The sequence below is a fragment of the Kribbella sp. WER1 genome (genome assembly GCF_054189145.1).
The window spans coordinates 5,240,849-5,259,317 of sequence record NZ_CM135186.1; the positions used below are offsets into that span (position 1 = coordinate 5,240,849).

At 69.8% G+C, this 18,469-nt stretch carries 18 protein-coding genes and 1 riboswitch; of the genes, 12 read left to right on the plus strand and 6 right to left on the minus strand.

All coding sequences use genetic code 11. The features are described 5' to 3' along the window. The first annotated feature begins 41 nt into the window (after positions 1-41). Together ACXJJ3_RS25485 and ACXJJ3_RS25490 are read left to right on the plus strand one after the other, a co-directional pair. Positions 42-1,460: an aminopeptidase P family protein gene (locus tag ACXJJ3_RS25485; RefSeq protein ID WP_458164361.1), complete on the plus strand. Its 1,419-nt coding sequence runs from the start codon at positions 42-44 to the stop codon at positions 1,458-1,460. A gap of 150 nt (positions 1,461-1,610) precedes the next feature. After that, positions 1,611-1,832: a hypothetical protein gene (locus ACXJJ3_RS25490; RefSeq protein WP_458164362.1), complete on the plus strand. Its 222-nt coding sequence runs from the start codon at positions 1,611-1,613 to the stop codon at positions 1,830-1,832. Here the strand turns inward: ACXJJ3_RS25490 and ACXJJ3_RS25495 are convergent. After that, positions 1,819-3,186 (minus strand): alpha/beta hydrolase, encoded by a 1,368-nt coding sequence (locus tag ACXJJ3_RS25495; protein ID WP_458164363.1) that lies wholly within the window; start codon positions 3,184-3,186, stop codon positions 1,819-1,821. The two genes, ACXJJ3_RS25490 and ACXJJ3_RS25495, sit on opposite strands and share 14 nt — an antisense overlap. Before the next feature lie 97 nt (positions 3,187-3,283). On the opposite strand from ACXJJ3_RS25495, the gene ACXJJ3_RS25500 reads away from it, so the two are divergent. The 7 genes from ACXJJ3_RS25500 to ACXJJ3_RS25530 all read left to right on the plus strand — a co-directional run bounded on the left by ACXJJ3_RS25500 (position 3,284) and on the right by ACXJJ3_RS25530 (position 7,539). Continuing rightward, positions 3,284-3,637 (plus strand): DUF3817 domain-containing protein, encoded by a 354-nt coding sequence (locus tag ACXJJ3_RS25500; protein WP_458164364.1) that lies wholly within the window; start codon positions 3,284-3,286, stop codon positions 3,635-3,637. Continuing rightward, a riboswitch (glycine riboswitch) is annotated at positions 3,635-3,727 on the plus strand. (Overlaps the previous gene by 3 nt.) Positions 3,728-3,806: 79 nt before the next feature. Then, positions 3,807-5,180 carry an L-serine ammonia-lyase gene (locus ACXJJ3_RS25505; protein WP_458164365.1) on the plus strand — a complete coding sequence of 458 codons (1,374 nt, stop codon included), beginning with the start codon at positions 3,807-3,809 and terminating at the stop codon, positions 5,178-5,180. A 96-nt stretch (positions 5,181-5,276) separates the two neighbouring features. After that, the gene (locus tag ACXJJ3_RS25510) at positions 5,277-6,107 is read left to right on the plus strand and encodes a helix-turn-helix transcriptional regulator (RefSeq protein ID WP_458164366.1); all 831 of its coding nucleotides are present in this window, start codon (positions 5,277-5,279) and stop codon (positions 6,105-6,107) included. A gap of 129 nt (positions 6,108-6,236) precedes the next feature. Further along, complete coding sequence (locus ACXJJ3_RS25515) at positions 6,237-6,851, plus strand: hypothetical protein (RefSeq protein ID WP_458164367.1); 615 nt, start codon at positions 6,237-6,239, stop codon at positions 6,849-6,851. A gap of 25 nt (positions 6,852-6,876) precedes the next feature. After that, on the plus strand, positions 6,877-7,110 hold the full coding sequence (locus tag ACXJJ3_RS25520; RefSeq protein ID WP_458164368.1) for a ribbon-helix-helix domain-containing protein: 234 nt from the start codon (positions 6,877-6,879) through the stop codon (positions 7,108-7,110). Further along, a complete protein-coding gene (locus ACXJJ3_RS25525) occupies positions 7,107-7,289 on the plus strand; it encodes a hypothetical protein (RefSeq protein WP_458164369.1) in 183 nt (60 codons plus the stop codon). Before ACXJJ3_RS25520 ends, ACXJJ3_RS25525 begins: the two co-directional genes overlap by 4 nt. Before the next feature lie 25 nt (positions 7,290-7,314). Further along, a complete protein-coding gene (locus ACXJJ3_RS25530) occupies positions 7,315-7,539 on the plus strand; it encodes a hypothetical protein (protein ID WP_458164370.1) in 225 nt (74 codons plus the stop codon). Here ACXJJ3_RS25530 and ACXJJ3_RS25535 read toward each other — a convergent pair. Both ACXJJ3_RS25535 and lysX read right to left on the minus strand, forming a co-directional pair. After that, entirely contained in the window at positions 7,536-8,450 is a 915-nt protein-coding gene (locus ACXJJ3_RS25535; RefSeq protein WP_458164371.1) for a hypothetical protein, read from the minus strand. The two genes, ACXJJ3_RS25530 and ACXJJ3_RS25535, sit on opposite strands and share 4 nt — an antisense overlap. A gap of 41 nt (positions 8,451-8,491) precedes the next feature. Beyond that, entirely contained in the window at positions 8,492-11,848 is a 3,357-nt protein-coding gene (gene lysX, locus ACXJJ3_RS25540; protein WP_458164372.1) for a bifunctional lysylphosphatidylglycerol synthetase/lysine--tRNA ligase LysX, read from the minus strand. 108 nt (positions 11,849-11,956) lie between these two features. On the opposite strand from lysX, the gene ACXJJ3_RS25545 reads away from it, so the two are divergent. The 3 genes from ACXJJ3_RS25545 (at position 11,957) to ACXJJ3_RS25555 (ending at position 13,718) form a co-directional block, all read left to right on the plus strand. Beyond that, the gene (locus ACXJJ3_RS25545; protein ID WP_458164373.1) at positions 11,957-12,709 is read left to right on the plus strand and encodes a DUF998 domain-containing protein; all 753 of its coding nucleotides are present in this window, start codon (positions 11,957-11,959) and stop codon (positions 12,707-12,709) included. Between the two features lie 10 nt (positions 12,710-12,719). Beyond that, entirely contained in the window at positions 12,720-13,379 is a 660-nt protein-coding gene (locus ACXJJ3_RS25550) for an alpha/beta hydrolase (protein ID WP_458164374.1), read from the plus strand. 201 nt (positions 13,380-13,580) lie between these two features. Next, positions 13,581-13,718 (plus strand): hypothetical protein, encoded by a 138-nt coding sequence (locus ACXJJ3_RS25555; RefSeq protein WP_458164375.1) that lies wholly within the window; start codon positions 13,581-13,583, stop codon positions 13,716-13,718. Between the two features lie 150 nt (positions 13,719-13,868). Here ACXJJ3_RS25555 and ACXJJ3_RS25560 read toward each other — a convergent pair whose 3' ends face one another. From ACXJJ3_RS25560 to ACXJJ3_RS25570, 3 genes are all read right to left on the minus strand, one after another. Next, entirely contained in the window at positions 13,869-15,098 is a 1,230-nt protein-coding gene (locus ACXJJ3_RS25560) for an ROK family transcriptional regulator (RefSeq protein WP_458164376.1), read from the minus strand. Between the two features lie 168 nt (positions 15,099-15,266). Beyond that, entirely contained in the window at positions 15,267-18,191 is a 2,925-nt protein-coding gene (locus ACXJJ3_RS25565; RefSeq protein ID WP_458164377.1) for an ATP-binding protein, read from the minus strand. Positions 18,192-18,292: 101 nt separating this feature from the next. Then, positions 18,293-18,466 carry a hypothetical protein gene (locus ACXJJ3_RS25570; RefSeq protein ID WP_458164378.1) on the minus strand — a complete coding sequence of 58 codons (174 nt, stop codon included), beginning with the start codon at positions 18,464-18,466 and terminating at the stop codon, positions 18,293-18,295. Positions 18,467-18,469 lie beyond the last annotated feature (3 nt).

Sequence of the window (18,469 nt, forward strand, 5' to 3'; positions counted from 1 at the left end):
TTGATGAGTCATACCGTCAGCAGCAAAGGGGAGCACAGGTCATGACCGAGTCCGACGAGACGCCGAAGTCCTACCGCCCGATCGACGCCAAGGGATTCCGGGACTTCATCTCCCGCGGCTGGGGACCGGTCGACCGGTCGGTGTCCGTACCGGAGGGGCTCGCCGAGGCGGCCGCGGAACACCGGCGGAAGCTCGCCGCGGCGCTGCCGGGCCGCCGGATCGCGCTCGCAGCGGGCCGCGCGCCGGTCCGATCGAACGACACCGACTACCAGTTCCGCGCGGACAGCGACTTCGTCTGGCTGACCGGCTGCCAGGCCGAGGGTGCCGTCCTGGTCATCTCCGGTGACGGCGACGCGACGCTGTACCTGCGCGAGACCGCCGGCCCGGAGGAGGCGGATTTCTTCGCGAACGCGCGCGACGGCGAGCTGTGGATCGGCCCGGTGCCCGGCCTGAAGGACTGGTCGGACGCGCTGCAGATCGCCTGCCGCCCGATCGACGAGTTGCCTGCGGCGGTGCGTGGCGCCGTACCGTTCATGCTGTCGGTGCCTGGGGTGGAGCCGATGCTGGACGCCCTGGTCCGGACGTCGCCGACCGACGGCAACGCGCTGCGGCAGAGCATCGCCGAGCTGCGCCGGATCAAGGACGACTGGGAGCTGGACCAGCTCCGCGAGGCGGTCGCGGCGAGCGTGCTGGCGTTCGGCGACGTCGCGAGCGAGCTGCCGGAGGCGATCCGGGGCGGCGGCGAGCGCTGGCTGCAGGGCACTTTCGACCGGCGCGCGCGGACCGCCGGCAACGGCGTCGGGTACGCCTCGATCGTTGCTGCTGGCAACCACGCGCCGGTACTGCACTGGGTCCGCAACGACGGCCCGGTGAACGAGGGCGACGTGATCCTGCTGGACGCCGGCGTCGAGACCCGGACGCTCTACACCGCCGACGTGACCCGGACCTTCCCGGCCACCGGCGAGTACACCGCGGCGCAGCGGCAGGTGCACGACCTGGTGTACAAGGCGCAGCTCGCGTCGCTGGACGCCGTCAAGGTCGGGGCGCCGTACCGCGCCTTCCAGTACGAGGCGCTGCGGGTGCTGGCCGAGGGGCTGCGCGACTGGGGTCTGCTGGACGCGTCGATCGACGAACTGCTCGGCCCGGACGGCCAGCAGCACCGCCGGTACATCGTCTGCGGGACCGGCCACTACATCGGCCTCGACGTGCACGACTGCGACGCGTCCCGTCCCGAGGCGTACTTCGCCGGCACCATCGAGGCCGGGATGGCGCTCGCGGTCGAGCCGGGCCTGTACTTCCACCCGAACGACGAGACCGTGCCGCCGGAGCTGCGCGGGATCGGGATCCGGATCGAGGACAACGTGGTGGTGCACGAGGACCGGCTGGAGATCCTCACCGAGGACCTGCCGATCACCACCGACGGGCTGGAGCAGTGGACCCGCTCGCACCTCGGGAAGTAATCAAGATTACCGATCACGAACAGTAACGTTCGTCGCTCCCTGCCGATGTACTAGGCGGGGGAGGGCTGAACTCGGCCCGGCGCGTGGCAGTGGGGGGCCGCGATCCACGCGCCCGGCCGAGCCGGCCTCGTACGGGGGTTGGTGGGGGACATGAACCTACGGGTGCGCGTACTGAACTGTGGCAACCGGCATTGGTACGCCGACATCGACGACGCGGACGATCCGCAGCCGGACGACCCGTTCTGGTACGTCGACAACTGCCGGAGCCAGGCGCAGGCGCTGGAAACCGCCTGCTCCGAGCTCCGGCTGCTGGCGAACCGGGTGGGGCACGGGGACGAGCTGGGCCGGGTACTGGAAGCTAGGTCGGCCTGACTGCCGGACAACTGAGCCTCGGCACCCTCTTGTCGATCAGGTAGCCGTCGATTGCGCTCTGCATGCACGGGCTGGTCGTGTAGCTCCCATGTCCCCAGCCCTGGTACGTCAGCAGTACGCCGTGCTGCCCGAGCTGCCGTTGGACGTTCTGGGCCCAGCTATAGCCCGTGGCCGGGTCGTGGACCGCGTTGGCGAGCAGTACCGGTGTCTTGAGCCCGTGTACGTCGAGCACGTGCTGTGGGTTGTTGGCCTGCGGTGCACCGAGACAGATCGACACAGCCATCAGCTGACCCGGGTAGCGCAGGTCCTGGTTGTTGCGCGCCAGCCGCTGCAGGTGTGCGGCGTACTCGCGGTAGTCCCGGACGGGCAGGCTCCAGTCCTGGCAGAAGACGGCCAGCGGGTACTGCCCTGTCTGCGGTTGCTTCGGGGGAGTGCCGCCGGCCTTCAGCAGCGCAGCCAGCCCGGGCCAGTCCGGGCCGTAGAGCCGCTTGAACACGACGAAGCTCAACGTGAACGGATCCGGTGACTTCGCCAATTCCGAGGCCCACAGTGCGTGGATGTCCTGGCCGTGCAGGACGCAGGTGGTCGTCGCGTCACACCACTTCACGAACTCGTCGAACGAGTCCTGTGCCGCCGACGCCTGGTCGTCGAGGAAGGACCGCGTGGTCGGCGAGCTGTGATCGCTCACGCTCTCCAGCACCATCGCGCGCACGCGCCGCGGGTAGGTCTCGGCGTACTGCGCTCCCAGCAGCGTCCCGTACGAGCTGCCGTGGAGCGAGATCGTCGACTCGCCTAGCGCCCGGCGGATCGCGTCGACGTCGCGGACCGTCTGCCAGGTGTCGAGGTGGTCGTACAGCGGACCGGTCCGCGCGCGGCAGTCCGCGGCGAGCCTGCGGTTGTAGCTGATCGTCGTACGGAACTCGGCCTCGCTGGTGATGATCGGTGACGGCTGCTGGTTGAGGAGGTCGACCGAGCACGTCACCGGGTTGCTGCGCGCGACGCCGCGTGGGTCGAAGCTGACGATGTCGAACCTGTCCTGCAGGTCCTTGCTGAACCGCGACATCCCGGTCTTGATCCGATCGACACCGGAATCACCCGGCCCGCCGGGTCCGAACACCAACACCCCGACCCGCTCGCTGGGCACCGCCGCCTTCCTCCGGGCCAGCGCCAGGCCGAAGGTCGGGCCGTTCGGGTTCCGCCAGTCGACAGGTAGTTGCAGGGTCGCGCACTGAGCTCCGTCGGACTGGCAGTCGGTCCACTGCAGGCGTGGACCGGCGGAGGCGGCGGTCGTCAGCCCGGCGGTCGTCACGCCGACCACTACTGCGCCCACCAGGACGCGTCGGATGAATTTCATGCGAACGATCGTTCGGCAATCGCTTGCTGACGGCATCCGGGAGCAGCCCCGCCGACACCCCGAACCGGGCTTGGGGGGCTTGTTAGGGTCGGCGGTGATGAGTACCAAACATGCACAGTGGTTCCGGGCGGTGGCGATCGCGGAAGCGATCTCGTGGACCGGGTTGCTGATCGGAATGCTGTTCAAATACGTGCTGTCCGACAACGAGATCGGGGTCAAGATCTTCGGCCCGATCCACGGCGGCATCTTCGTGGCGTACGTCGTCACCGTGCTCGCCGTCCGCGGCCCGCTGCGCTGGTCATGGCCGGTCACGCTCGCGGCGCTGGCGGCCAGTGTTCCGCCGCTGTTCACCTGGTTCTTCGAGATCTGGGCGGTCCGCACGGGCCGGATTGACGGCGCCCGGCAGACCGCCGTACCGTCCACAACGTCAGTCAACTCAACAGCCGCATGAACCCGTGCGGGAGAGTCCCGGGCACGAGCCGGGCGCCGTAGGAGCAACTCTCCCCAAGAATCTCTCAGGCACCTTCACCGCGCGGGCGAGGCACCTCTGGAAGACCTCCGTCTGACAGAGCGGGGAGGACACCAAACGGTCAACGGCGACCGGAAGGAACCTCCACACGATGGCGATCAGTGTCTTCGACCTGTTCAGTATCGGGATCGGCCCGTCGAGCTCCCACACCGTGGGGCCGATGCGCGCCGCCCGCACCTTCGCACTCGGTCTCGCCGAGGACGGCCTGCTGGCCGCGACGGCACGCGTCGAGGCGCAGCTGTTCGGCTCGCTCGGGGCCACCGGCCACGGGCACGGCAGCAACAAGGCCGTCGTCCTCGGGCTCGAGGGCGAGGACCCCGAGACGATCGTGACGCATTCCGTCGACGCCCGGGTCGAGACGATCCGCGAGCGCGGCCGGCTGCGGCTCGCGGGCGTCCAGGAGATCGCGTTCGACGAGCACCACGACCTGGTGATGCACCGCCGCAAGGCGCTCCCGTACCACCCGAACGGGATGATGTTCGCGGCCCGCGACGACCAGGGCGCGGTCCTGCGGGAACGCACGTACTACTCGGTCGGCGGCGGCTTCGTGGTCGACGAGAACGCCGCGGCGGGGGACCGGATCGTGCCGGACACCACCGCGCTGAAGTACCCGTTCAGTACCGGCGCCGAGCTGCTCGACCGGTGCCGCGAGTCGCAGCTGCCGGTCAGCGAGGTGATGCTCGCGAACGAGCTGGCCTGGCGGACCGAGGACGAGATCCGGGCCGGCCTGCTGCGGATCTGGCAGGTGATGCAGGATTGCGTCCGCGAGGGCTGTGAGACCGAGGGCATCCTGCCCGGCGGGCTGAAGGTGCCGCGCCGCGCGCACGCCCTGCACAAGAAGCTCAGCCAGGACCCGTGGTCGGTCGACCCGCTCAAGGTGATGGACTGGGTGAACCTGTTCGCGCTCGCGGTCAACGAGCAGAACGCGTCCGGCGGCCGGATCGTCACCGCGCCGACGAACGGTGCCGCCGGCATCATTCCCGCGGTGCTGCACTACTACCGGCGGTTCGTGCCCGGGGCAACCGACGACGGCGCGGTCCGGTTCCTGCTCGCGGCCGGTGCGATCGGCGTGCTCTACAAGGAGAACGCGTCGATCTCCGGCGCCGAGGTCGGCTGCCAGGGCGAGGTCGGTTCCGCCTGCTCGATGGCCGCCGCCGGTCTCTGCGAAGTGCTCGGCGGTACGCCGCAACAGGTCGAGAACGCCGCCGAGATCGCGATGGAGCACAACCTCGGGCTGACCTGCGACCCGGTCGGCGGGCTGGTGCAGATCCCGTGCATCGAGCGGAACGCGATGGCGTCGGTGAAGGCGATCAACGCGGCCCGGATGGCCATGCACGGCGACGGCGTCCACGTGGTCACGCTCGACAAGGTGATCAAGACGATGCGCGAGACCGGCCGGGACATGAAGGTCAAGTACAAGGAGACCTCGCGCGGCGGCCTCGCGGTGAACGTCATCGAGTGCTGATCACCACGGCACGGTGCCGAGCACGTTCCGGAACTCCGCGGTCATGGGACCAGCAGTACCAGGCTCGGCCGGATCGCGCGCGGGATACTGGACACCATGGGTGAGCTCGGGAAGACGTTGCACGCCTGGCGGGACCGGGTGACGCCGGCCGACGTCGGGCTGCCGGCCGGCGGGAACCGGCGCGCGCCCGGCCTCCGCCGCGAGGAGCTGGCGTTGCTCGCCGGGCTCTCGGTCGACTACGTCGTACGGCTCGAGCAGGGCCGTTCGGACTCGCCGTCGCCCCAGGTACTGACTGCGCTGGCCCGGGCGCTCCGGCTGTCCGATGCCGAGCGCAACCATCTGTTCGTGCTGGCCGGCGAGGTGGAGCCGTCGCCCGGGCGGATCTCGACGTACATCCCGCCCGGCGTGCAGCGGATCGTGGACCAGCTGGACGGCGCACCGCTGTGCGTGTGCGACGCGGCCTGGACGGTGATCAGCTGGAACCCGATGTTCGCCGCGCTGGCCGGCGATCCGTCGCCGTGGCACGGCCGGCAGCGCAACATCGTCTACCGGCACTTCCTGGCGCCCGGCGACCGGATCGTGCAGACACCGGAGCAGCGGCGGGACTTCCGGATCGCGATGGTCACCGACCTGCGCGCGTCGGTCGCGCGGTACCCGCACGACCCGGATCTGCGCGCGTTGATCGAGGAGCTGCGGGCGGTCCCGGAGTTCGCGGTGTTGTGGGACCAGCCGGTGATCGGGTTCCACCGGTCCGAGCAGAAGGTGATCCGGCATCCGGAGGTCGGCACGTTCGCGATCGACTGCGACGTACTCGCGGTCCCGGGCAGCGACCTGCGGATGGTCGTCTACACCGCGGCGCCGAACACCGAGGCCGCCGAGAAGCTCCGGTTGTTGTCGGTGATCGGCCTGCAGGAGCTGACCCGCTGACGCACCGCATTGCTACGGTCGCGTAATCGGTACCGGAATTCCCGGAAGGTCTCGCTTTGGCGTGGAATTTCTTCGAAGGATTGTTTGAAACGACTGCTGAGCCGATACCCTGCGGGACTTGTGAACGCGATGCCTGCCACGGCTACCCGCCGCCCGCCCTGGCAGCACCCGCGGCGCCGTCAGGTCGCCGCCGGCATCGGCGTCCTGCTGCTCGCGTACGCCGTCCTGTTCGTGATCGCGCTGCTCGGCGGCCCACGGATCGGCGCGTCGTTCCTCCCGCTCCCCGGCGGCGGCCCGGACCCGGCCAGCCCGGTCGCCGGTCTCCAGCCCGGCCAGTCGACGCAGACGGTCACGGTCCCGCACCAGACCCCGTCGACCCCCGCGGCCACCCCGACGGCGACGCCTACCGTCGTACCGACGCAGTTGCCGACCGCAACCACCCCGCCCGGGGCGACGGTGCGGACGGCCGGAAGTACGGTCACGCCTGGTTCCGCTGAGACGCCGACACCGGAGATCGTCGAGTCCACCGGCCCGACGCACCCGCCGGTCACCGAGCGCCCACCGACCGACCCGACCACGACCGCACCGACCGAACCCACAGTTCCCCCGGTACCACCGACGACGGCGACCCCGACCGCCAGCCCGACATCCCCCACCACCCCGCCGACCACCCCGAACGACCCCAACCCACCCGGCAAGATCGGCGGCTTCCTCGGCCGCCTCCTGCACAAGCTCGGGTTGTGATGTGTACGTGTCTTAGGGTTGCTACATGTCGACGAAGCGCACGAACGTCTATGCCGATCCGGAGGATCTGGCGTTGATCAAGGACGCTTCCCGGCGGCGTGGAATCCCGGAGGCCGAGATCATTCGAGAAGGCATCCACCTGGCTGCAATGGCGAACCGGGTCTGGGACGAGCCGCTCGACTGGCCGACCTTCGACGGAACCGGTGAACCGGTGACCAAGGACGAGATCCGCGGCGTGGTTGCCCGGCGTACCGAGTGATCCTCGTCGCCGACACGTCCGGCATCATCGCGGCTTTCGATCGCAACGCGCCGGAAGGTCCCAGTTGCCGGAAGCTTCTGCAGGAGGCCGGGACGGTGGTCCTGTCCCCGCTGGTCCCGGCAGAGGTGGATCATCGCGCGCGCACGGCTCGGCGCGGCGGCGCGATCGACAATTCTTGAACTACTGACTACGCAGGTGCAACGGATGCGTTTTCAGGTGCCGGACATCGGCGCCGAGACGTTGGCGACGGCTCTCACAGTCATTCACCGTTATGCCGATCTCGACCTGGATCTCGCTGACGCGGTCACCGTTGTGCTGGCCGCCGACTATCGCACCGACGTGGTCCTCACCCTCGATCGCCGCGACTTCCGCGCTGTGCGGCCATTGACTCCGCATTCTTCCTTCCGCTTGTTCCCGGACGACCTCTAGTACGCCTCGACCTCGGTTGTGGTGGCGTTGCCGTTTGGGCTGGGTTGGAGGTTGATCTGCCAGCCCTGGTCGGGGGTGAAGGTCTGCGCGAACTTCTTGAACGAGCAGTCCGAGCGGAACTTGCGGCGCTGTGCGTCCCAGTCGGCGCCGCTCTTGAAGTACAGGTGGTAGGTGCCGCCGATCCGGTTCACGGTGGTGGTCTGGGAGGCCCGGATGTAGATCATGAGCTGCGGGCTGCCCGGCGGGCGGCCGTCGTTGACGATCGAGATCGCGACGTCCTTGGCGGTGCCGTTGGTGATCTTCAGCCGGCCGGATCCCTGCGTGCCGCGGCGGACCAGGACCTCGCCGCTCGCCGGGCGCTGCTCCTTCGGCGCCGGGCCCGGGTCGGGCAGCGTCGTACCGAACTTCAGCTTCAGCCGCCGCAGCTCGGCGAGCGCCGTACTCAGGTCGGCCCGCAGTTGTCGCTGGACTCGCTGTGAGGTGAACGCGACCCCGCCGCAGCGCGCATCCTCCTCGGTTTGGTCCAGCGAGCCGGTCAGCCGCGTCGCCGCGACACCGATCCGCTCCTGCAACAGCTGGTGTACGGCGCTCAACCGGGACGCCACGGTCAGCGCCGCCAGCCGGATCCCGATCGTGTTGAGCGACTGCGCCAGCGTCGTGATCGCCTCACCCAGCCCCTCGGCGGTCCGGACCCGGGTCAGCGCCTGCGCCGAGCCGCCCAGCACCTGGTCGATCCGGCCCAGCTCCTCCTGGTACGCCGACAGGCTCAGCGGCGCCCCCAACGGAACCGACGACACCGGCGCCGGCACGGCACTGTTCGACGCCGACACCGCCGGGTCCGGCCGCTCCGGATCCCCACCACAGGCCGTCAACACACCCAGCCCGACACACAGCGCAACCCAGCGCCTCATCCCCACCCCCAGGTCCCCACCCGAAACGCCAGCCTAATCCATTACTCGCGAGCCGCCGGACGGACGAACGGGAAGGCCAGCGTGCTGCGGATGTTCTGGCCCGTCAGCATCATCATCACGCGGTCCACTCCGATCCCGAGGCCGCCGGTCGGTGGCATCGCGTACTCGAGTGCGGACAGGAAGTCCTCGTCGAGCGACATCGCCTCGGGGTCGCCGGCGGCGGCCTTCAGCGACTGTTCGGTCAGCCGGCGGCGTTGCTCGACCGGGTCGACCAGCTCGGAGTACGCCGTGCCGATCTCGGCACCGAACGCGACCAGGTCCCAACGCTCGGCCAGCCGTGGTTCGGAGCGGTGGTTCCGGGTCAGCGGCGACGTCTCCAGCGGGAAGTCCGTGTAGAACGTCGGCAGCAGCGTGTTCGGCTCGACGAGCTCGTCGTACAGCTCCAGCACCAGCTCGCCCGCGGTCATCTCGAACGTCGTGTGGACGCCGTGCTCCGCGCACAGCTCGCGCAGCCGCTCCACCGGCGTGTCCGGGTCGATCGGCGTACCGGCGGCTTGGCCGACCGCGTCGTGCACGGTGACCACCGGCCACTCGCCGGAGATGTCGATCTCCTCGCCGTCACGCCGGACGACAGGCTTGCCGTACACCGCGGTCGCCGCCTCGATCAGCAGCTCGCGGGTCAGCTCCCGCATCACCACGTAGTCGGCGTACGGCTGGTAGGCCTCGACCGAGGTGAACTCCGGGTTGTGGGTCGCGTCCGCGCCCTCGTTGCGGAAGTTCCGGTTCAGCTCGAAGATCTTGCCCATCCCGCCGACGCTCAGCCGCTTCAGGAACAGCTCCGGCGCGATCCGCAGGAACAGGTCGGTGTCGTACGCGTTGATGTGGGTCACGAACGGCCGGGCGTTCGCGCCGCCGTGCACCGCCTGCAGCATCGGCGTCTCGACCTCGATGAACCCGCGGGTCTCGAAACCGTTGCGCATGGCCCGTACCGCGGCGCTGCGCTGCTGCATCATCCGCAGCGAGTCCGGGTTCATCACCAGGTCGATGTGCCGCAGCCGGACCCGCGCTTCGGGATCGGTGAAGCCCTTCCGCTTGTCCGGCAACGGGTGCAGGCACTTCGCGGCCATCGTCCAGGTGGTGACCGCGATCGACAGCTCGCCGCGGCGGCTGGTGACGATCTCGCCGGTCACGCTGACGTGGTCGCCGATGTCGACGAGCCGTCGCCACTGGTCCAGCGGTACCTCGCCGCACGACTCGGTGGTCAGCATCACCTGCAGCTGCGTCAACCCGTCCTGCAGCTGCGCGAACGACAGCCCGCCGTGGTCGCGCATCCGCATCACCCGGCCGGTCACGGACACGATGTGGCCGGTGTGGTGGTCGGGCGGCAGGTTCGGGTACAGCTCGCGGACGCGTTCCAGGGTCTCGGTCCGGGGCACGCTGACCGGGTACGGGTCGATGCCTGCAGCAACGAGTTCGGCAAGCTTGGTACGCCGGATCTGCTCCTGCTCGGTGAGTTTGCGGGCCGGGAGTACGGGCCGCAGCAGCTCGTCCTCTTGCTCGCGGACGGCGGTCGCGAACGCCCTGCCGTCGGTCGCCATGATCGCGTGCCGCTCACCGGCCTCGACGGTGTCGACGCGGGTCCACGGCCGCGGCGCGGGCAGGAATCCTTCCGCGGTACCGGCGGCGAGCACGACCTGCGCGAGCGAGGCGCCGCGCGAGTAACACATCAGCCGCGGCGACCAGCGGGGCAGGTACTTCTCGTTCGACTGGTACAGGCTCTCCAGCTGCCAGAACCGGGACGCCGCGGTCAGCAACGCGTTCGTGGCCCGCAGGACCGGACCGGCGCCGACCCGCTCGGCGTCGCTGAAGATCTCCCGGAACATCGCGAAGTTCAGCGAGATCCGGTGGATGCCGAGGTCGCTGCTCGCGTCGATCAGCGACGTGACCATGAACTCCATCAGGCCGTTCGCGGACTCCGGGTCGCGGCGCATCAGGTCCAGCGATACCCCGCGCACGCCCCACGGCACGAACGACAGCAGCCCGCGGACCTCGCCGTGGTCGTCCCGCGCGATCACCATCACGCAGCGCGCGTCGGCCGGGTCGCCGAGCCGCCCGAGCGCCATCGAGAACCCGCGCTCGGTCCGCGCCCCGCGCCACTTCTCGGTCAGATGCACGTACTGCGCCAGCGCCTCCGGGGACAGGTCGCCGTGCCGGATCACCTCGGCGTGGTACCCGGCGCGCTGGACCCGGGTGACCGCCTGCCGGACCGGTCGCATCGTCCGGCCGTCCAGGGTGAAGTCCGCGACGTCGATGATCGCCTCGTCACCCATCGACAACGCGCGCAGGCCGGCGTCGACGTACGCCTGCGCCGCCTCCTCGCTGGCCGACAGCACCGCGGGGGACCAGCCGTACCGCCGGGCCTCGGCGAGCCAGCGCTGGATCGCGGCCGGCCAGGCGACCGGGTCGCCGAGCGGGTCGCCACTGGCCAGGCTGACGCCGTTCACCACCCGGTACGCGATCGCGGCGTCGTTGCCCGGCGCGAACACGACCGCCTTGTCCCGGCGGGTCGCGAAGTATCCGAGGGAGTCCCGCTCGCCGTGCAGCAGGAGCAGCCGGCGTACTTCGAGCTCCTCGGGCTGGGTCAGATACCGGACGCGCTGGACGGAGCGGAGGAAGATCCAGAACGCGAGCACCAGCGAGGCGGCCGAGATCGCGCCCACCGTCAGGCCGATCCAGCCGTGTCCCTCGTGGCCGCCCATCTTGTTGCGGGACTGGCCGAGGGCGGCGATGACCGCCCAGCCGATCTTCTGCCGCTGTCCGCTCAACGTCCGCGGGAACAGCTGCGTCAGCGTGATGCTGACCGCGATCGAGATCAGCATGCCGAAGACGAGCGCACCGATCGCCAGCCGGCGGCTACCGGGAGCCAGCCGGGCCGGGAACGCGCCGCGGATCGTCCACAGCAGCACGACGATGGCGGCCACCACGACCGCCTGCACGATGCCCCACTCGAGGTCCTGCACGCTGGCCGGGCCGAAGTCGCGGAGCAGTTCGGCGTCCGTCGGGTTCGCCAGCCGGACGCTGGTGAAGGCGATGCCGGCGACCTGGGCGAGCAGCCAGAGGGCCTCGAAGACCCACAGCACCCAGAGCAGCGCGGCCCGCTTGCCGCGCAGCAGTGCACTGCCGACGACCCCGAGATAGACGGCGGAGAAGATCGTGTGCCCGGCCGGTATGCCGACGAAGTCGAACGCGATGTCGACGTGCTTGACCGTTCTCGGTGCCGCGAAACGCAACGGGATCGCAACAAACGACCAGACAGAGGCCAGCACTACGATGCGGCCCACCCAGACCGCCGCACGATGCTTCCACGCTGGTACTACTGCCACTTGTTCCGACCGCACCAGCCGATCATCCCATTACTTTGCTGAGACTTTGGTCGACCTAGCACTACCTCAACAGTACAGCTGACGCCACAGACGAGACTTTGGTTGACATGGAACGGTGTTGGGATGGACCACGTGCCCTACCGCCTGCTCCGCACCGTGATGCTCGTCTCTGCTGTTCTCTACTGCAGCCTGCTGCTGGAAGCGGCGGCAGGCTTCCCCCTGGACGTCCATCACTCGTTTCTGAGCGAGCTTGGTGCATTGGACCAGTCAACGAGTTTCCTGGCCCGGACGATGGATCTCGCCGCGGGCACGTTGCTGCTGCTCGTGGTGGTGTTGGCACGTCCCGCCGTGCGCGGCCGGCGGGAGCTGAGTGGTCTGCTCGTCAGTACGGCGGCCTTCGGCCTGGGGACGTTGTTCGACGCGTTGTCGCCGATGGACTGTGCGCCGTCGGCCAGTGCGGCCTGTCAGGCGGCTGAGGCGAACGGGCAGACCGGTGGTGACCTTGTGTTGCACGAGGTGACATCGACGGTCGCGGGCCTCGGCAGCATCGCCATGGGCGTCTATGCGGTGCTCGCACTCCGGAAAGCCGGCTGGGGCGGTGCCTGGTGCCGGGCGGTCGCCGTACTCGCGGCTGGTGTTGCTGTGACGCAGGCCTGGCTCGGGCTGCAGACGGGGAGCGACGTACTGCGTGGTGACGACCTGGATGCGCCAGGCATCCTGCAGCGGATGTCGGTGCTCCTGGTGTGCCTGCTGCTGGGGTGCTTGTTACCAGCCTTGAGGCACGCTGGTGTCGATGAGCATGACGTGGATCGTGGTGCCGGGCTTGGCCGTGGCCCCGGAGGAATTCGGGCACGTAGTCGAGCTGCTGCCCGCTGAAGACCTCCGTGTGATCGATCCGTGGCGTACGCCGGTCACCTCGGACGTCGACGCGCTGCGGGCCGCGGCCGGGGTGCCGCCGAGGACACCGGTCGGGTTGATCGGGCACTCGATCGGCGGGCTCGCCGTACTGCGTTGGGCGTTGACGCGGCCGGCCGAGGTGTCGCGGCTGATCCTGGTCGACAGCAGCCTGCCGTCTGAGACCGGGTGGCAGCCGTTCTACCCGGGACAGCGCGGTGACCAGGCGACCCGGTCCGTGGTGCGGTTCCTCGGGCAGGTCGGCGTACCGCAGACGGTCGGGACGACGGTCCGCCGGCTGAGCATCCGGTTCGGCAGTACGGCCAACCGCGACCCGTTGTCCAAAGCAACCGCGAAGGAGCGGTACGGCGGCCAGGACTCGTGGCTGATCTTCTGGGACGAGCTGTCCGCCAGCTGGGAGCTCGCCGCCGAGGTGGCCAAGCTGGTGGACGCACCGGTCGACGGCCTCCCGCCGACCACGTTCCTGGTGGCGACCGGCGGTATGAACCGTTTTACCGCCAAAAGCTGGCTAGACGGTCACGAGAAGCTCGCGGCCACCCTCGGTGCATCCCTGGAAGTCCTGCCCGACTCCGAACATCTGGTCCACCTTGACCGCCCGGACGCCATCGCCAGCGCGGTCCGTCGGCGCTAGACTCGACTGAAACAGTCGTGGCAGTACTTTTCTGTAGTGGATGTGAACTATGGGTGATCGCATTCCGTGGGATCTGCGGTGGAGATGGTTCGTCGACGACGTCCAGGCGCACTGGCGACGGATCCACCGGCTGTACGTCGGCCGCGCCTACAGCTGGGGCAGGCGGTGATCGTCATCGTCTGTGCGTCCTGTGATCGGCGCATGCTGCTGCCGTTGAGCATGGTGACGGGCCTGTCCCGCCGGATCGACCTGGCGGGACAGGTGCACTACGAACTCACCTACACCTGCTGGTGCGGCGTACCCGGGGTAAAGCTCGTCGACGGACCGAGTGCCCCGTAAGCGATGTGGCTTGACGCTACCGGCGCCCAGGCACGCACCTCGCGGCACTTGGTCAGCGCCCACGATGCTCCGCATCGAGGCCACTGACCAAGCACCCCGATGCACGCACCTGGACACCGCTATCGTTCAAGCCACATCGCTTACGGGGCACTAGGTAGTGCTGGTCATCGCCGGTGTCGGGAGCTTGCGCTGCCAGACCTCGTCCAGCGCCATCCGCATCGCGCCCGTGACCACCGCGTCCTCGGCCAGCGCGGACAGCTCCAGCTTCGGATGGTTGAGCGTCAGCAGCCGCAGCTGATCCGAGATGGCGTCCAGCAGTACGGCGCCCGCCCGGGCGACACCGCCGCCGATCACGACCGCGGTCGGGTCCAGCACGAGGACGGACGGTGCCAACGCCCGCGCGAACGTCCGCGCCACCTGCTGTACGACGGACTGCGCGATCGGGTCCCGCTCCGCCGCCGCCGCGAAAACATCCGCGGTGTCCAGCTGCTCACCGCCCAGCTCGGCAAGCCGGGACTTCGGGTTGTCCAGCGCCGCCTGACGCCCGAGCGCCGCGATCGCCTCCGAACCGACCGCCCGCTCCAGCGGCCCGCGGCTGTCCTCCGGGTTGATCACGTCGTCGGTGTCGGTGGCGATGAAGCCGATCTCACCGGCGGCCCCGGTCCCGCGGTGCAGCCGGCCGTCGATGACGATGCCCGCACCGAGCCGTTCGCCCCACTGGACCGCGAGCAGTGTCCCGGTGCCGCCGCGCGCGGCCGCGATTGCCAGGGCCGCCAGGTTCGCGTCGTTGTCCAGCATCACCGGGCAGTCGAGCAGACCGCGCAGGTGCTTGATCAGGTCGACCGCCGACCAGCCCGGCACACTCGGGACCAGCTGGACCCGGCCGGTGTGCTCGTCGACGATGCCGGGGCTCGCAGCCACCACCGCGGCGATGTCCTCGGGCGGCACCTCCGCCTCGCCCAGGGCCTCGTCGATGACCTCGCCGATCACGCCGAGCAGCTCCTGGGCGGACCAGCCCGGCCCGGAGCGGCGTACCAGCGAGAGCTTGCGGCCGGCCAGGTCGGAGACACCGACGGTGACCCGGTGCGGGCCGACGTCCAGCCCGAGCACCGGCGCGGCGCGGCCGCGGAGCGATACCCGGATCGCCGGGCGGCCGAGCGACCGGTCCGCGGAATCGGGCCCGTGCTGCTGCAGCCAGCCGGCGTCGAGCAGCTCGTCGACGGCCTGGGCGACGGTCGGCCGGGCCAGCCCGGTGCGCTCGACCAGTTCGGCGACGCGCAACGGTGCGGGCGCGGACCGCCGGACCGCGTCCAGGACCGAGGCGACATTGATCCGCCGCAGCATCGTCGTACCGCCGCCGCCGACCGTTCCCTTGCTCATGTCCGACCCCTTGCCTGCCACCCGCACAGTATACGGAGCGAGCGTTCGTAAATACTGTCCATTCTGCGCGCCGACTGGCGGATGCCGGTGCGTGCGTCGACAACTATCACCCCGGGACCGCCGGATGCTCCAGTACACGCACCCCTGCCCGGAATCGGCACCGATCGGTCAGTCCTGCAGCACGGTCCGGGCGAAACTGCTCAGCGCCTCCCGATCCGGCTGCTGGGTCTTCGTCATCAGACTCGCCACATGCTTCTCGACCGTACGCGGCGAGATGTGCAGCCGGGACGCGATCGACTTGTTCCCGATCCGGTCCACCAGCAGCCGGCACACCTCGTACTCCCGCGTCGTCACACCCAGTTGCCGCAGGTACGCCGGAACCTGATCCGACCCGCTCCGCCGCTGGGACACTGTCGCGCCGAGCTGCCGCATCAACCCGCGACACGCACTCGCGACCGCCGTGATCCCCGCGTTGTGGAAGTACTCCTCCGCCAGCCGCAACCACGCGACCGGCTCACCCCACCCGTCCGCGGCCGCCACCTCCGCCACCATCCGCAACCCGAGATGCTGCGCCAGCGGAAACAGGGATGCGGTCTCCAGCGCCTCCTGCATCTTCGCGTCGGCCGCATCGACCTGACCGTCCCGGCCGAGCAGTGCGGCGTGGGCGAACTGGACGAACTGCTTGTTCCACCGCATCCCACTCGCCGCGGTCGCCGTCACCGCCTCGAAGTGCTCCCACCCGTTCCGCCCCGACAACACACCGAGCAACAACGCGAGCCCATTCTTGCCGGTCAGATGCAGCGTGGTCGGGTTCTGTGCGTCGAACGCAAGCGCCTGCGCCAACTCGGACTCGGCCAGCTCCCGGTTCTCCTCGAGCAGGGCACAGAATGTCCGGGCCAGGCCATAGGAGTACGGCAGCTCGTACGACGCCCGCTCGCCGCCCCAGTGCGCCACCTCGGCCAGCGCCGCTTCCATCGCGGACCGGCGGCCCTGGTGCGCTTCCAAGATCGCCTTCATGGCCAGGAAGTACGTCGCCGGCCGACCCATCCGCAGTCGCCGGGTGACCTCCACGCCGTCGGCGATGATCTCGGCGGCCCGCGCGTACTCGGACCGCAGGATCGCCTGCTGGCCAAGGATGCTGTCCACGTCGTACATCAGCTGGATCGCGCCGATCCGGAGCGCCTGCTCGCGGGCCCGCTGGAGTTCGACGATGCCGCCGTCGGCGAGGCAGATGGTGCCGGCCTGGAAATAGTGGGAGACAACCCGCTGGACGACCATCCCGTGGTTCTCGGCGATCTGCCGAGCCCGATGGAAGTAGTCGATCGACAGGCCGAGATCGTGCTCGCGGGCCAGAATGCCCAACAGCTGCAGGGCATCGCAGGCCACGTCGGGCAGGGCCGCGCGTTCGGCCGCCGCGGCCGCGCGGGTGGCCAACTCGGTCGCGACCTGGATCCGGCGGGGGCTCTGGCGCGCGAGCTCGAGGTTGGCGGCGACCCCGTCGATCGGCGCGAGATCGGCGTCTCCTGGATCGGCGCCGAGCAGCGAGCGGGCGGCCGCGACATGGTCGAGCGCGACCGCCGAGCGCCCTGCCATCATCTCGGCGTTCGCGAACTGGACGTGCAAGGCGGCGAGCCGGCGGCTGTCGAGATTGCGGTCGGCCAGCTCGTCGACGGTCGCGGCGTGCGCGGCGATTCGCTCGAAGCCGCCGGTCGCGCTCAGCGCGAGCAGCAGCGAGCCGAGGACCTCGGCCCGGTAGCCGATGTCGGAATCGCCGGTCAGCAGGGTGTTCGCGCGATCCAGCAGGTTGGCCGCCGACCCGGTCGAGCCGTCGTCGTACGAGCGGCGTCCGGCCAGCGCGAACAGCCGGCCGGCACGGACCGTGTCGCCGCCGGTCTCGGCGAGTTCGGCGACCATCGGGCACCACTCACCTGGCAGCCCTGGGTGCAGTTCCTCGACCGCGTCCGCGCAGCGGCGGGCCAAGGTGGACCGCTCGGTCGGGGTCAGACCCGCAAGCAGGGATTCGGCCGTGAGCGGATGCCGGAACGCGTACCAGTCCGGCGCCGGTTCGTCCGGCCCGACCAGTTGCGCGGCGACGCCGGCCCGAAGCGTTGCCAGCAGCAAACGTTCGTCAGTCCCGGTCGCCTCGCGGACGACGCTCAACGGGAACCGGTGCCCGATCGCGGCGGCCAGCACGAGGATGTCCCGCGACTGCGGCCCGAGCTGCGCCGTACGGCTGCTGATACTGCGGACGACGGCGGGCGGCACGCTCGTGTGCAGGTCGTCGACCACCTGCACGCTGCCGTCCGGCCCGGACACGAGCTGGCCGCTGCGGTTCGCCTCCTGCAGCAGTTCCTCAACGATGAAAGGGATCCCGGCGCTGTCGCTCCACAGCTGGTCCGCCAGTTGCTCCGGTACGCCGTCGACCGGGACCTCCAGGCACCCGGCGGCGAGTTCGGCGACCTCGTCCCGCACCAGCGGCCGCAGTTCGACGAGCTCGGCGGCACCGCGTTGCGCCGACAGCTGGGCGAGTTCGTACGCCGGGCAGGTTCCGGACCGCAGCGTCGCCACGAGAGCGATCGGCTGCTCCTCGAGGTTGTCGAGGAGGTACTCGATCACGGCCAGCGTCTCCGGGTCGGAGCCGTGCAGGTCCTCCAGCACCAGCAGACAGCCGCGATCCTGCCCAGCCAGCGCAAGGAGCCGCAGTACTGCCTCTCCGAGTACGACCGGTGACGCAGCGGTGTCGTGGGCGGTGCCGTCGTCCCAGTCCGGGACGAGTCGGCCGAGCACCTGCCGGTACGGCCCGAGGCCTTCTGCGGTGGGCATCTCGCCGCGCCGGATCAACGAGAGCAGCGCTTCGGTGAACGGGCGGAAGGCAACCATCGTGCCGATCGCGCCGACCCGTCCGCGCAGCATCGTCATGCCGCTGTCAAGAGCCTGGGTGGTGGCGGTCGCGGCCAGCCGGCTCTTGCCGATTCCGGGCTCGCCGACCAGGAAGATCGCACCACCGCGCCCGCTGCGGGCACCGGCCAGCAGGCGGTGAAGGCTCTCGATCTCCGGGTCCCTGCCGACCACGGTAGGCGAACGGGTCTGCATGGTTGCCAACCTTAACGACTGATGGTTACCGGTGCAGGCAGTCGACCAGTGGCCGGCCGCTCGGACGAGCGGCCGGCCACTGGGTCAAACGTTTCGCCGGATCAGGTCTGCCCGTAGGGCCAGCCGTTCGCGGTCACGACGGTGGCCACCGCGGCGGCCATGCCGACGAGTCCGACGAGGGCCATCGCCCGGGCGCCGACCCGACGCCACCTCGACATCGTGATCGGAGCGGGTGGAACGTTGTGTTGCTCAACTTCGTGGTGCTGGGCGGTCATGCT

Excerpts from the sequence above, each read along its gene's own strand:
- ACXJJ3_RS25570 (WP_458164378.1), bottom strand. The coding sequence starts at position 18,466 with ATGACCGCCCAGCACCACGAAGTTGAGCAACACAACGTTCCACCCGCT.
- ACXJJ3_RS25535 (WP_458164371.1), bottom strand. The coding sequence starts at position 8,450 with ATGAGGCGCTGGGTTGCGCTGTGTGTCGGGCTGGGTGTGTTGACGGCC.
- ACXJJ3_RS25515 (WP_458164367.1), top strand. The coding sequence starts at position 6,237 with ATGCCTGCCACGGCTACCCGCCGCCCGCCCTGGCAGCACCCGCGGCGC.
- ACXJJ3_RS25530 (WP_458164370.1), top strand. The coding sequence starts at position 7,315 with ATGCGTTTTCAGGTGCCGGACATCGGCGCCGAGACGTTGGCGACGGCT.
- ACXJJ3_RS25505 (WP_458164365.1), top strand. The coding sequence starts at position 3,807 with ATGGCGATCAGTGTCTTCGACCTGTTCAGTATCGGGATCGGCCCGTCG.
- ACXJJ3_RS25565 (WP_458164377.1), bottom strand. The coding sequence starts at position 18,191 with ATGCAGACCCGTTCGCCTACCGTGGTCGGCAGGGACCCGGAGATCGAG.
- ACXJJ3_RS25500 (WP_458164364.1), top strand. The coding sequence starts at position 3,284 with ATGAGTACCAAACATGCACAGTGGTTCCGGGCGGTGGCGATCGCGGAA.
- ACXJJ3_RS25545 (WP_458164373.1), top strand. The coding sequence starts at position 11,957 with ATGGACCACGTGCCCTACCGCCTGCTCCGCACCGTGATGCTCGTCTCT.
- ACXJJ3_RS25520 (WP_458164368.1), top strand. The coding sequence starts at position 6,877 with ATGTCGACGAAGCGCACGAACGTCTATGCCGATCCGGAGGATCTGGCG.
- ACXJJ3_RS25495 (WP_458164363.1), bottom strand. The coding sequence starts at position 3,186 with ATGAAATTCATCCGACGCGTCCTGGTGGGCGCAGTAGTGGTCGGCGTG.
- ACXJJ3_RS25490 (WP_458164362.1), top strand. The coding sequence starts at position 1,611 with ATGAACCTACGGGTGCGCGTACTGAACTGTGGCAACCGGCATTGGTAC.
- ACXJJ3_RS25485 (WP_458164361.1), top strand. The coding sequence starts at position 42 with ATGACCGAGTCCGACGAGACGCCGAAGTCCTACCGCCCGATCGACGCC.
- ACXJJ3_RS25510 (WP_458164366.1), top strand. The coding sequence starts at position 5,277 with ATGGGTGAGCTCGGGAAGACGTTGCACGCCTGGCGGGACCGGGTGACG.
- ACXJJ3_RS25555 (WP_458164375.1), top strand. The coding sequence starts at position 13,581 with ATGCTGCTGCCGTTGAGCATGGTGACGGGCCTGTCCCGCCGGATCGAC.
- ACXJJ3_RS25560 (WP_458164376.1), bottom strand. The coding sequence starts at position 15,098 with ATGAGCAAGGGAACGGTCGGCGGCGGCGGTACGACGATGCTGCGGCGG.